15 protein-coding genes are annotated in these 12276 nt (G+C 64.8%); 10 read left to right on the forward strand and 5 right to left on the reverse strand.

The features are described 5' to 3' along the window. Window positions 1-11 precede the first annotated feature (11 nt). A complete protein-coding gene (locus ACODS5_RS17965) occupies window positions 12-935 on the reverse strand; it encodes a PA3225 family LysR-type transcriptional regulator (RefSeq protein WP_134691017.1) in 924 nt (307 codons plus the stop codon). A 49-nt stretch (window positions 936-984) separates the two neighbouring features. Here ACODS5_RS17965 and ACODS5_RS17970 point away from each other — a divergent pair, with 49 nt between their 5' ends. The 3 genes from ACODS5_RS17970 (at window position 985) to ACODS5_RS17980 (ending at window position 3153) form a co-directional block, all read left to right on the forward strand. Beyond that, window positions 985-1299, forward strand: coding sequence for a 3-phosphoglycerate kinase (locus tag ACODS5_RS17970; protein WP_134691015.1), 315 nt, complete (start codon window positions 985-987; stop codon window positions 1297-1299). A gap of 110 nt (window positions 1300-1409) precedes the next feature. Beyond that, window positions 1410-2009 (forward strand): FMN-dependent NADH-azoreductase, encoded by a 600-nt coding sequence (locus tag ACODS5_RS17975; RefSeq protein ID WP_489109301.1) that lies wholly within the window; start codon window positions 1410-1412, stop codon window positions 2007-2009. Window positions 2010-2280: 271 nt separating this feature from the next. Beyond that, the gene (locus ACODS5_RS17980) at window positions 2281-3153 is read left to right on the forward strand and encodes a carboxylate/amino acid/amine transporter (protein ID WP_134691011.1); all 873 of its coding nucleotides are present in this window, start codon (window positions 2281-2283) and stop codon (window positions 3151-3153) included. 12 nt (window positions 3154-3165) lie between these two features. Here the strand turns inward: ACODS5_RS17980 and ACODS5_RS17985 are convergent, their stop codons facing one another. Both ACODS5_RS17985 and ACODS5_RS17990 read right to left on the reverse strand, forming a co-directional pair. Further along, a complete protein-coding gene (locus ACODS5_RS17985) occupies window positions 3166-4371 on the reverse strand; it encodes an MFS transporter (protein ID WP_489109302.1) in 1206 nt (401 codons plus the stop codon). 139 nt (window positions 4372-4510) lie between these two features. Beyond that, the gene (locus tag ACODS5_RS17990) at window positions 4511-5812 is read right to left on the reverse strand and encodes a mechanosensitive ion channel family protein (RefSeq protein ID WP_134691007.1); all 1302 of its coding nucleotides are present in this window, start codon (window positions 5810-5812) and stop codon (window positions 4511-4513) included. Between the two features lie 144 nt (window positions 5813-5956). On the opposite strand from ACODS5_RS17990, the gene ACODS5_RS17995 reads away from it, so the two are divergent. From ACODS5_RS17995 to ACODS5_RS18005, 3 genes are all read left to right on the forward strand, one after another. Then, window positions 5957-7282: a DEAD/DEAH box helicase gene (locus tag ACODS5_RS17995; RefSeq protein ID WP_489109303.1), complete on the forward strand. Its 1326-nt coding sequence runs from the start codon at window positions 5957-5959 to the stop codon at window positions 7280-7282. Window positions 7283-7468: 186 nt separating this feature from the next. Continuing rightward, complete coding sequence (locus ACODS5_RS18000) at window positions 7469-7750, forward strand: BrnT family toxin (protein WP_489109307.1); 282 nt, start codon at window positions 7469-7471, stop codon at window positions 7748-7750. Then, complete coding sequence (locus tag ACODS5_RS18005) at window positions 7725-7958, forward strand: BrnA antitoxin family protein (protein ID WP_134691003.1); 234 nt, start codon at window positions 7725-7727, stop codon at window positions 7956-7958. The genes ACODS5_RS18000 and ACODS5_RS18005 overlap by 26 nt, the downstream gene beginning before the upstream one ends. Before the next feature lie 12 nt (window positions 7959-7970). Here ACODS5_RS18005 and ACODS5_RS18010 read toward each other — a convergent pair whose 3' ends face one another. Then, complete coding sequence (locus ACODS5_RS18010) at window positions 7971-8240, reverse strand: hypothetical protein (RefSeq protein ID WP_134691001.1); 270 nt, start codon at window positions 8238-8240, stop codon at window positions 7971-7973. 141 nt (window positions 8241-8381) lie between these two features. Between ACODS5_RS18010 and ACODS5_RS18015 the strand changes: the two genes are divergently transcribed. Further along, entirely contained in the window at window positions 8382-8786 is a 405-nt protein-coding gene (locus ACODS5_RS18015; RefSeq protein ID WP_489109304.1) for a transcriptional regulator, read from the forward strand. A gap of 91 nt (window positions 8787-8877) precedes the next feature. Further along, window positions 8878-9804 (forward strand): DMT family transporter, encoded by a 927-nt coding sequence (locus ACODS5_RS18020; RefSeq protein ID WP_489109305.1) that lies wholly within the window; start codon window positions 8878-8880, stop codon window positions 9802-9804. Here the strand turns inward: ACODS5_RS18020 and ACODS5_RS18025 are convergent. After that, window positions 9755-10975, reverse strand: a complete 1221-nt coding sequence (locus ACODS5_RS18025) for a YbfB/YjiJ family MFS transporter (protein ID WP_489109306.1) — start codon at window positions 10973-10975, stop codon at window positions 9755-9757. The two genes, ACODS5_RS18020 and ACODS5_RS18025, sit on opposite strands and share 50 nt — an antisense overlap. 105 nt (window positions 10976-11080) lie before the next feature. Here ACODS5_RS18025 and ptrR point away from each other — a divergent pair, with 105 nt between their 5' ends. After that, a complete protein-coding gene (gene ptrR, locus ACODS5_RS18030; RefSeq protein WP_134690994.1) occupies window positions 11081-11974 on the forward strand; it encodes a putrescine utilization regulator PtrR in 894 nt (297 codons plus the stop codon). A gap of 115 nt (window positions 11975-12089) precedes the next feature. Beyond that, entirely contained in the window at window positions 12090-12218 is a 129-nt protein-coding gene (locus ACODS5_RS18035; RefSeq protein ID WP_256660254.1) for a PA1414 family protein, read from the forward strand. Window positions 12219-12276: the final 58 nt, after the last annotated feature.

Raw genomic sequence — 12276 nt, forward strand, 5'->3', positions numbered from 1 at the left:
GCGCGGTCCTTTCAGGCTTGCGGGGGAGCGGCGAAGGGCACGTCCAGCGGCGCGGTGTCGAAATTGCGCAGCAGTTCGATGAGGATCTGCGTGGCCGGGCCCAGGGTCTTTTCCTTGCTCGAGTAAAGGTAGAACAGTGGGTGGCGGCTGCCACCCTGATCCAGCGGCAGCGGCTTGAGCACGCCTTCGCGCAGCTCGCGCTCGATCATGTGCCGGGGCAGCCAGGCGAAGCCCAGGCCGCTGCTGACGAAGGTCGCGGCGGTGCCCAGGCTGCCCACTGTCCAGCGCTGCTCGGCGCCCAGCCAGCCGACGTCGCGCGGCTGGGCGCGGCCGGAGTCACGGATCACCACCTGCAACTGGCTTTCCAGGTCCTGGAAGGTGATCTCGCGGCCCATGCGATGCAGGCTGTGTTCGGGGTGGGCAACGGCGACGAACTCCACCGAGCTCAGTTCGGTGCCCAGGTAGCCGCTGATGTTGAAGCCGCTGATGGCGAGGTCGGCGATGCCCTCTTGCAGTACTTCCTCGACCCCGGACAGCACTTCTTCGCGCAGACGCACGCGGCAGCCGCGGCTCTGCGGCATGAACGCGCTCAGGGCGCGCACCAGGCGGGCGCTGGGGTAGGCGGCGTCGACCACCAGGCGCACCTCGGCTTCCCAGCCCTGTTCCATGTGGTGGGCCAGGTCCTCGAGCTGGCTGGCCTGCTTGACCAGTTGTCGCGAGCGCCGTAGCAACACGCTGCCGGCCTCGGTCAGCACGGCCTTGCGCCCGTCGATGCGCAGCAGCGGCACGCCCAGTTGCTCCTGCATGCGCGCCACGGTGTAGCTCACCGACGACTGTGAGCGGTGCAGGGCCTCGGCGGCCTGGGCGAACCCGCCGTGATCAACCACCGCCTGCAAGGTCCGCCACTGATCCAGGGTTACGCGCGGCGCTTTCATCTATGGCTCCTGTTGTCCTAAGCTGCGCTCTTCTCAAGGAGAGCGCCCTATGAAGAAAAGTTGTCTGGCCGTGCTGCTGTGCCTGCCCCTCGGGGCCATGGCTTATCCCATCGACGTGGAAAAGCAGATGACCGGGGTCAAGGTCGACTACACCGCCTATGACACTGCCTACGACATTGGCTCGATCAGCCTGAACAACTATGGGCAGGTGGCGGCGGCATGCAAGGTCAGTTTCCGCAATGGGCCCGAGGCGCCACGGGTGCGCCGGGTCAACGTGCCGGCGGGCAAAAGCGTCGATGTGACGGCCAAGTTCAACCGGCAGATCATCAAGCTGCGTATCGCGCTGGACTGCAAAGCGGAATAAAACTGATTAATCGATAGATTGAACCCATTTTTTACGCTTTTTTATCGATAGGTCAACCTCTAATCTCACCTCCATCGAATTGCACCCCTTTACCGCCGATGGAGGCACCCATGTCCCGCGTACTGATCATCGAAAGCAGCGCCCGTCAGCAGGATTCCGTTTCCCGCCAACTGACCCAGGATTTCATCCAGCAGTGGCGGGCGGCGCACCCGGCCGACGCGATCACGGTACGCGACCTGGCGGTGACCCCGGTGCCGCACCTGGATGCCAGCCTGCTCGGCGGCTGGATGAAGCCCGAGGAGCAGCGCAGCGCCGCCGAGCGTGAAGCGCTGAAGCGTTCCAACGCGCTGACCGATGAACTGCTGGCCGCCGATGTGCTGGTGATGGCCGCGCCGATGTACAACTTCACCATCCCCAGCACCCTGAAGGCCTGGCTGGACCATGTGCTGCGCGCCGGCATCACCTTCAAGTACACCCCCACCGGCCCGCAGGGGTTGCTGGCTGGCAAGCGCGCCATCGTCCTGACCGCCCGCGGCGGCATCCATGCCGGTGCCAGCAGCGACCACCAGGAACCCTATCTGCGCCAGGTGATGGCCTTCATCGGCATCCACGAGGTGGACTTCATTCACGCCGAAGGCCTGAACATGAGCGGCGAGTTCCACGAGAAGGGCCTCAACCAGGCCAAGGCCAAGCTGGCCGCGGTGGCCTGAGCCGCGACGAATTCCCAACCCTGACACCTTGTTGCTCCTTTGGGTGTACCTGCCCGGCCAGTTCATGGCCGGGCTTTTTTATCTGCTTTACGCGGGCTCTGTAGGAGCGGCCTTGTGCCGCGAAAGGGCCGCGTAGCGGCCCCGGCGATTCCTGCGATGACACCAGATCCCAGGCCCTCTGCGGCTCCCCCAAGCACCCCCACAATCCTCATGGTTGAACTGGCCAGACCCAACCCGCTAAGGTCGCCGCCTTGATCCACGAGGGCCAACCATGGGCTACCTGATAATCGTCGCGCTGATCCAGGCGTATTCCTTCAACCTGATCGGCGAGTACCTGGCCGGCCACGTCGACAGCTACTTCGCGGTGCTGGCGCGGGTGCTGCTGGCCGGGCTGGTGTTCCTGCCGCTGACCCGTTGGCGCCTGGTCGAACCACGCTTCATGCGCTCGATGCTGCTAATCGGCGCCTTGCAGTACGGCATCACCTATGTCTGCCTGTACCTGAGTTTCCGCGTGCTGACGGTGCCCGAGGTGCTGCTGTTCACCATCCTCACGCCGCTGCATGTAACGCTGATCGAAGACGCCCTGAACCGCCGCTTCAATCCCTGGGCGCTGCTGGCCGCGCTGGTGGCGGTGGCCGGCGCCGCGGTGATTCGCTTCGACACCGTCACCGGCGAGTTCTTCATGGGCTTCCTGCTGCTGCAACTGGCCAACTTCACCTACGCCGCCGGCCAGGTGCTGTACCGCCACCTGGTGGCGCGCAATCCCAGCGACCTGCCGCACTACCGGCGTTTCGGCTACTTCTACCTGGGCGCGCTGCTGGTGGTGCTGCCGGCGTTCCTGCTGTTCGGCAATGCCCAGCACCTGCCGAGCACCGACACCCAGTGGCTGGTATTGCTGTTCCTCGGCCTGTGCCCGACAGCCTTGGGCCTGTACTGGTGGAACAAGGGCGCCTGCCTGGTTTCCGGGGGGACCCTGGCGGTGATGAACAACCTGCATGTGCCTGTGGGCCTGCTGCTCAATCTGCTGATCTGGAACCATGACGAACCGCTGGGGCGGTTGGCCATGGGGGGCGGGATCATTCTGGCTTCGGTGTGGTTGAGCCGTTTGGGTGGCCAGCGCGCGAGACTGCCGGGCGCAGCCTGAGCCGCGTGTGGCTCAGGCCGGCTGACGCAGGCCGTGGCGTATCACCAGGCACAGCGGCAAGGTCAGCAACAAGGTGCCAGCCAGCATCATCAGGCCGTGGGCCACCCCAGCATGGTCGGACATCGCGCCGATCAGCAGCGGGGCCAGCGCGCCCCCACTCACGGTGCCGGTGTAGTAGCAGGCGAACACCCGTTCGCGGTGCGCGCGCCCGGCGAAATCCGGCACCAGCGCGGTCAGTACCGAAGACGTGCCGTTGAGCGCCACGCCGATCAGCGGCATGACCAGCATTAGCGCCAGCAGTGGCAGCATGAGTGCCACCAGGATCAGCACGGCCGTCAGCAACTCGGTGCAGATTATCGTGCGCACCGGTCCCAGGCGCGCCCCCAGGTAGCCGCAGAACAGCTTGCCGAATGCCCCGCCGATGAACAGCAGCGCCAAGGCCAGGCCTATCTGGGCGGTGGCCGCGCCCTTGGCCTGCAGCAGGAACGGCAGGAAGGTCAGAAACCCCATGCGCACACCGCTGTCGAGGGTGCCGGTGGCGATCAGCGCCACCAGGCCGGAGGGCGCGCCAGCCTGGTGTTGGCACGTGGTTTTGGCGGGAGGCTCGATCCGTGATGGTGGCTGGCGCAAGAGCGCCCACAGCAGCGTCGCCGTGCCAAGCCCGAGCAGGCCGAGCAGCGTGGCATTGGCCTGCCAGGACAGATACACCAGCGCCAGGCCGCTTAGCCCCGGAATCACCGCCTTGCCGACATCGCCGGCGAAGTTGTACTGGGCCAGGGCCTGCTTGACCTTGCCACTGCCGTCGTAGGCATCGGCGACCAGGGCGCTGGCCAGCGGATGCTGGGGGCTGGCGCCGAGGCCGGCGAGCATCAGGGCGATCAGCAACAGGCTCAGGTCGCTGGCCTGGGCGGCCAGCAGGTAGGCCAGCCCGGCTAGCGCCGTGCCCCGGATCAGCAGCGCTTCGCGCCCCCAGCGTCGGGCCCCTTTGCTGGCCAGCAGTTGAAAGCCCGCCATCATTCCGGCGTAGGCGCCGCGTAGCAGCCCGACCTGGGCGTAGCTGAGGCCGAAGGCGGCCTGCCAGATAGGCAGCAGCACGTAGATGACATCGGTGAGGCCGTCGTGCGCGCCATGGGCGAGACTGGCGGCGGCCAGGGCCTTGCGCTTTGAGCCGGTGTCGGCAGTGGCGTGGGGCGGGGTTAGGGACAGATCCTGACGCATGGTTCGCTCACGATGGCTGCGAGTGGCGTTGATCGGTCATCAGGGCAGGTCCGTCGATCTTCCTTGATGACGTTTTGCGCCTAGCGTAGTGGGGCAGAGGGGTAAAAAGCAAAAGGCGCCCATGGGGCGCCTTGAGTGCTCATGCGTCGCTCAGCGTTTCCAGGCCGCGCGGTTGCGGTTGTGCTTGCGGCCGGGCGGCGAGCCCTGCGCGCATGTCATTGCCACTCGGCTGCTGGTACAGACTTAGCCCGAACTCCGGCAGCACCGCCAGCAGGTAGTCGAAGATATCGCCCTGGATGCGCTCGTACTCGGCCCACACCGTGGTGGTGGTGAAGCAGTAGATTTCCAGCGGCACGCCTTCGGCGGTGGTCTGCATCTGACGGACCATGCAGGTCATGTTCGGGTGCACGTTGGGGTGGCTTTTCAGGTACGCCAGGGCGAAGGCGCGGAAGGTGCCGATGTTGGTCAGCTGGCGGCGGTTGGCCGACAGTTCCGCCACCGGGCCCAGGGCTTCGTTCCATTGGTGCAGTTCCTGGCGCTTCTGGCTCAGGTAGTCGCCCAGCAGGCTGACCTGGCCGAGGCGGCGCTGTTCTTCGGCGTTGAGAAAACGCACGCCGGCGGCGTCGATGAACAGGCTGCGCTTGATCCGCCGCCCGCCTGATTGCTGCATGCCGCGGTAGTTGCGGAACGACTCGCTCATCAGGCGCCAGGTGGGGATCGAGACGATGGTCTTGTCGAAGTTCTGCACCTTCACCGTGTGCAGGGTGATGTCCACCACGTCGCCATCGGCGCCGGCCTGGGGCATTTCGATCCAGTCACCGACATGCAGCATGTCGTTGCTGGTCAGTTGCACGCTGGCGACGAACGACAGCAGGGTGTCCTTGTACACCAACAGCAGTACCGCCGACATGGCGCCCAGGCCCGATAGCAGCAACAGCGGCGAGCGATCGATCAGGGTGGCGACGATGACGATGGCGGCGAAGATCCACAGCATCATCTTGGCCAACTGCATGTAGCCCTTGATCGAGCGGGTGCGGGCGTGTTCGCTGCGCGCGTAGATGTCCAGCAGGGCATCGAGCAGGCACGACAGGGCGCGGGTCATGAACAGCAAGGTCACGGCCAGGGCGACGTTGCCCAGGAAGTGCTGGGCGGTGGCGGACAGCTCTGGCACCAGCTTGAGGCCGAACTGCACCACCAGCGACGGGGTGGTCTGGGCCAGGCGGTGCAGCACTTTGTTGTGGCGCAGGTCGTCCAGCCAGCGCAGCGCCGGTTGCCGTGCCAGCAGGCGGGTGGAATGCAGGATCAGAAAGCGCGCCAGGCGGCCGATCAGCAGCGAGACGAGCAGCAGCACGATAAGGCCGAGGGCGGCGTGCAGCATCGGGTGTTGGTCGAGCGTGCCCCACAGGTCGAGGGCGTCACGCCAGAAACGTTGGATGTCCATGGGCTTGGAAACGGTCTGTATTGCGGTACGAGGCGACATTAGAGCGTGGATCGGCGCAAAGTTGCCAAAAGAAATTCGGTTCTGGCGGCGGAAAACGTTACCCTATGCAACTTGAATTTTTCGCACTTGCCCGAGGTTACCCCCGTGTTTTCCCAATTCGCCCTGCACGAACGCCTGCTCAAAGCCGTGGCCGAGCTGAAATTTGTCGAGCCGACCCCGGTGCAGGCGGCGGCCATTCCCCTGGCCCTGCAAGGGCGTGACCTGCGGGTGACCGCGCAGACCGGCAGCGGCAAGACCGCGGCTTTCGTCCTGCCGCTGCTCAACCGTCTGGTCGACCTGAAAGGCGGACGCGTGGAGATTCGCTCGCTGATCCTGCTGCCGACCCGCGAGCTGGCCCAGCAGACCCTCAAGCAAGTGCAGCTGTTCTCGCAGTTCACCTACATCAAGGCGGGCCTGATCACCGGCGGTGAAGACTTCAAGGAACAGGCCGCGATGCTGCGCAAGGTCCCTGACGTGCTGATCGGCACCCCGGGCCGCCTGCTCGAGCACCTCAACGCCGGCAACCTCGACCTGTCCCACGTGCAGGTGCTGATCCTCGATGAAGCCGACCGCATGCTCGACATGGGCTTCGCCGAAGACATGGAGCGCCTGTGCAAGGAGTGCGAGCAGCGCGAGCAGACCTTGCTGTTCTCCGCCACCACCGGCGGCGCGGCCTTGCGCGACATCATCGGCAAGGTGTTGAAGGACCCTGAGCACCTGATGCTCAACAGCGTCTCGCAACTGGCCGAAGGCACTCGCCAGCAGGTCATCACTGCCGACCACGACCAGCATAAAGAAGCCATCGTGCAGTGGCTGCTGGCCAACGAGACCTTCGACAAGGCGATCATCTTCACCAACACCCGCGCCCTGGCCGACCGCATCTACGGTCATCTGGTGGCCAAGGATGTGAAGGCCTTCGTGCTGCACGGCGAGAAGGACCAGAAAGACCGCAAGCAGGCTATCGAGCGCTTCAAACAGGGTAGCTCCAAGGTACTGGTGGCCACCGATGTCGCCGCCCGCGGTCTGGACATCGACGGCCTGGACCTGGTGATCAACTTCGACATGCCGCGCAGCGGCGACGAGTACGTGCACCGTGTCGGCCGGACCGGCCGTGCCGGTGGCGAAGGCCTGGCGATCTCGTTGATCACCCACAACGACTGGAACCTGATGTCGAGCATCGAGCGCTACCTCAAGCAGCAGTTCGAGCGCCGCGTCATCAAGGAGGTCAAGGGCACCTACAACGGGCCGAAGAAGGTCAAGGCCTCGGGCAAGGCCGCTGGCAGCAAGAAGAAAAAGGTCGAGAAGAAAGCTGGCGCCGACAAGAAGGGCGCCGCCAGGAAAAAGCCGGCCGCCAAGCCCAGGAACAAGGCTCCGTTAGCCAGTGCCGATGGCCTGGCACCGCTGAAAAAGCGCAAGCCTGCCGCTGAGTAAAGGCCGCCTTGCAGCGAACCCGCCACTGCAACGGTGGCGGGTTACTTCACGCCTTCCCCAGGCGTTTGTAGCCCATTTCCCAAACTACCCTTTTGCCCCGGCACTTTGTCGCCAGCCCACCAGACTCCTATGGCATCTATAGCCAAGGAGGTGTAGCGTATGTACGTATGTAAATACGACGGCTCAATCCGATTTGAGTGGAATCAGCAAAAGAACCTAATCAACATCCGCAAGCATGGCGTCGACTTCGACGATGTCACGCTCATGTTTCGCCAGCCGATGCTGGTGCTGCGTGATGAGCGGTTCGCGTACGAGGAACCGCGCTGGATCAGCATGGGCTGGATCAATGCCTGGGTCTGTGTGGTGGCCTACACCGAAAGGCAGGGTGATGTGATCCGAGTCATTTCCGCCAGACGAGCAACTCGACGTGAGGAACAGCGCTATGTCGAAACCATCCGCAACCCCTGAGCAACAGCCACCCGTCGATACCTCGGACATTCCCGAGCTCGACGATGATTTCTTCAGCCGCGCCGAGTTGCGGGTGCCTGCCAAGCAGACCGTGACCATCCGCCTCGACGCCGACGTCCTGGCCTGGTTCAAGGAGCAGGGCGCCGGCTACCAGACCCGCATCAACCAGCTGCTGCGCCAGTACATGCAGGCCCAGCAACGCCGCTGACCGCCAGGCGAGTCAGGTCTTCTTTTCCGCGGCTTTCAGTTCCTGGATGCGTTTGTCGATCAACTGGCATTTGTCTGGCAGGTCCTTGCTCGCCGTACCGAGCTCCATGCCCTGGAGTTCGTCATTGATCTCCTTGGCCTTTTGCGGGTTCTGCTCGGTGAGCTGGCTGACCAGCCCGGCCAGTTCTTCTCTTTTATGGGTGGCTTCCTCTGGCGTGCAAGCCCAGGTGGGGGCGCTGCACAGCAGGCTGGCGAACAGGGTGATGCAGGTTGAGGTTTTCATCGTCCAGGCCTCTGCAGGGCATGATACTGGTTGATGGTCGGGGCCTGGCAAAAGTTCAGACACGTAAAAAGTGGAACACCTGGAAGGGCTCCTGGGTCACACCTTGTGTACCCCATCCGTCCACAGCAGGAGGCCCCCTCCATGAGCACCTACGACTGGGACCTGATCGAACGCTTGCTGCACGAAGTGCAGAACGGCGCCGGTCACAGCTTCACCCCACGCCCCTACGCCGAGCAACATGCCGCGGCCCTGGCAGCCAAGGGCCAGGCGCCGGGCGACCTGGACCATCTGAAGACCCGCGCCTGCGAGTATGAAAAGATCCTCTTCGAGCGCGGTTTCATCGAAAGCCGACCCGAAGAGGAGGGCGGCAACGGCGAGAACTTCGTGCTCACCGAGCGTGGCTCGCGCCTGCTCAGCCTGATCGACAGCAGCATCCCCGGCTTCGAGCACCCGCGCCAGGTGCTGGATGAGCAGGAAGACGCGCTGGACGAGAACACCTTCGATCGGCTAGCTGCCGAGGCACGAATCGCCGGAGGCGCAATTTAGGCTGGTATCGGCAAGGCTCGACGTCTAATAATCGGGATCCATTCCACTGCCGAGCCTTGCCCATGACGTTGCAACAACCAAGGGGGCGCGTATGATCGCGGCCCGCAAGAACCCCGACGCCTTCGCTTTTCAGGTCATGCTGGGGCTATGCCTGGTATGGGGCTGCCAACAAGTGCTGATCAAGTCGGCCGCCGTGGACATCGCCCCGGTGATGCAGGCGGCATTTCGTAATGGCATAGCCGCGCTGCTGGTCGGCCTGCTGGTGTGCATGCGTGAAGGCTGGGGGCTGCTGGGCACCACCTGGCGCGCTGGGCTGCTGGCCGGCGCATTGTTCGGGCTGGAGTTCCTGTTCATTGCCGAGGGCCTGAAACTGACGTCGGCGGCGCACATGTCGGTGTTTCTCTATACCGCGCCGATCTTCACCGCCCTGGGGCTGCATTTCATGATGCCCAGCGAGCGGCTGCGCTGGCTGCAGTGGCTAGGCATCCTGCTGGCCTTCTGTGGCATTGCCCTGGCCTTCGCCGGAGGCGTGTCGCTCGAGCAGCTCGATGGGCGCATGCTATTGGGCGATGGCCTGGCAATCCTGGCCGGGCTGGCCTGGGGCGCGACCACGGTGGTGGTGCGTGGCTCGCGGCTGTCCGAGGCACCGGTGACCTTGACCCTGTTCTACCAACTGGCGGTGGGCTTCGTCGGGTTGCTGGCGATCGCCTTGTTCAGCGGGCAGATCGCCGACTTCGCCCTGACGCCCCTGGCGGTGGGCAGTGTGCTGTTCCAGGGCATCGTGGTGTCGTTCATCAGCTACCTGACCTGGTTCTGGCTTTTGCGCAGGTACCTGGCATCGAACCTGGCGGTGTTCTCGTTCATCACGCCGTTGTTCGGCGTGACCTTTGGCGTGCTGCTGCTGGATGAGCCGCTGAGCCTGAACTTCGTGATCGGCGCGGTGATGGTGCTGCTGGGGGTGATATTGGTCAGTGCCGAGGGTTGGGTACGCCAGCAGTTGCGCAGGGTCGTGGGCTAGGATTCGCTGGCAAGGCTGGCGAACATGGGTTCATCACCGAGCGCGACGCACCACCGGCCAGCACCAATATCCCGGCCAGCCCCAGCCCCAGCGCCGCCAGCACCAGCGCCGGTTGCAAGCCTCCGCTGAAATGGCTGCTCAACGCCGCCAGCAACGGTCCGCTCAACTGCCCCAGGGCAAAACAGGCGGTCAACAGCCCGGCGTTGCGCTGCGTGGCCTGGGGCGCCAACTCCCGCGAGCGTTGCATTACCAGTTGCATGCAGGCCAGGAACGGCCCGCCGCACAGCAATACCCCCAGCCCCAGGCCGATACCGCCGCCCATCAGGCATGCCAGTACCCCCAGCCCTTGCAGCCACAACGTGGTGGTCAACCAGACGCTGGTGTGACCGGGGCGGCGCAGGCTGGCCAGCACCACGCCGAGCGCTGCGGCCAGGCCGAACGCCGGCCAGAACAGATCAGCCAGCCATTGGCCATGGAACTGCTGGTTGGCCATCTGCGCGAGGAAAGTCGCGGGCAGGATGTAGCCGATACCGTACAGCGCATAGGCCAAGCCCAGACGGCCGATGCCGGTGCCCTGGGTCGGGCCGTCGTGGGCTGCTGCTGGCGCGGGTTCCAGTGCCCGTGGCAAGCACGGCAGCACAGCCAGCAGCATCAGCAGGGCTGCCACCCCGTAGATCAGCCACAGTGCTGCCGAGCCCAGCCCCAGCAGGTGCGCGGCCAGGGCCAGCAGGCCGGTCAGCGCGATGCCGGCGCCGGGGCCGGCGAATACCAGGGCGCCCAGCCGCTGCTGGCCATGGGCGTTGGCCAGCTGCTGACTGAGGCTGGTGATCATCACCAGCACCCAGGCGCTGGCCACGCCAGTACCGAAGCGCAGCAACAGGTGGCTGCAGAAACCGTCGGCGGCCCAGGAGGCGAGGGTCAGCAGCACGCACAGCCACAGGCCGCCATGCAGGCGCAGGCGCACCTGGGCCGGCTGGCGGGCGAACATGCCGTCCACCGCGCCAAGGAAGTAGCCCAGGTAGTTGGCGGCGGCGATCAGACCCGCGGCGGTCAGGTCGAGCTGACCCTCGGCGATCAGTTGGGGCAGTTGCGGGGTGAGGGCGAAGCGGCCGATGCCCATGGCCATCATCAGCGCCACGGCGCTGGCCAGCAGTTGGACGAAGGGTGACATGGAGCGTCTCCTGCACGAAGGATGCGATGGCTGGCAGGGTAGGGTGGATTGACTTTCAGCAAAATTGAATAATGATGATCAAGTTGTTCTGTTTTGGAGAATCTCATGGAGTTCAGCCAACTGCGTATCTTCCAGGCCGTGGCTGAGGAAGGCTCGGTGACCCGTGCCGCCGAGCGCCTGCACCGGGTGCCATCGAACCTGTCGACGCGCCTGCGTCAGCTCGAGGAACAACTGGGGGTGGAGTTGTTCCTGCGCGAGCGCCAGCGTCTGCAGCTGTCGCCAGCGGGCAAGGTGCTGCTGGACTACGCCAACCGCCTGGCGGCCCTGCGCGACGAGGCCATGGCCGCAGTGCAGGGTGGCCAGCCGGCGGGTGACTTCCTGCTCGGCACCATGTACAGCAGCGCGGCCACTCACCTGCCCGCGCTGCTGGCGCGCTATCACCAGGCTTACCCAGCGGTGAACCTTCAAGTGCGTGCCGCCCCCAGTGGCGAGCTGCTCGAGGGCCTGCTCGGCCACACCCTCGACGCGGCCCTGGTGGATGGCCCACCGAGCCTGGCCGGGTTGGATGGCGTGCCCTTGTGCGATGAGGTGCTGGTGCTCATCACCAGCCCGGAACACCCTCCGGTGCAAACGGCCCGCGACGTGGCGGGCAAGGCGGTGTTCACCTTCCGACAGGGCTGCTCGTACCGCATGCGCCTGGAAGCCTGGTATGCCCATGCCCACACGCCCATGGGGCGGGTGATGGAGATCGAGTCGTACCAGAGCATGCTGGCCTGCGTGATCGCCGGGGCGGGGGTGGCGTTGATGGCGCAGTCGATGCTCGACAGCCTGCCGGGCCATGAACGGGTGCGGGTGCATCGGTTGCAGGCGCCGTTCGACCAGGCGCAGACCTGGCTGATGTGGCGCCAGGGCATGTGTGGGGCAAATTTGCAGGCCTGGATTGATTTGCAACAAAGCGAAACGATTGACCGACCGTCGGAAGCTGCCATCCGCGCTTGATCCGGGTCAAAATCGCCCATATGTGTAAGAACAGAAGCATGCGGGATACAGGACATGGGACTATGATCTGTATGACGCATCGCAGGATTGATTGACCACCCGTCAAGGGGGCATTATGAACCAACGCATGTACAACTGGCTCCACGACCTCGCCGTCGCATTGGGCTTGCTCCCGCCACCGTTGCAGCCGGTGCCGATCCCGACCGACGAAGAACAGCGCAAGCGCCAGCCGCGTCGTCGCTGACCACCTTTTGCGTTCTAGCGCAGCCCCGTAGGAGCCAGCCTTGCTGGCGAACCAGGCG

Source organism: Pseudomonas sp. FG47, assembly GCF_057809115.1.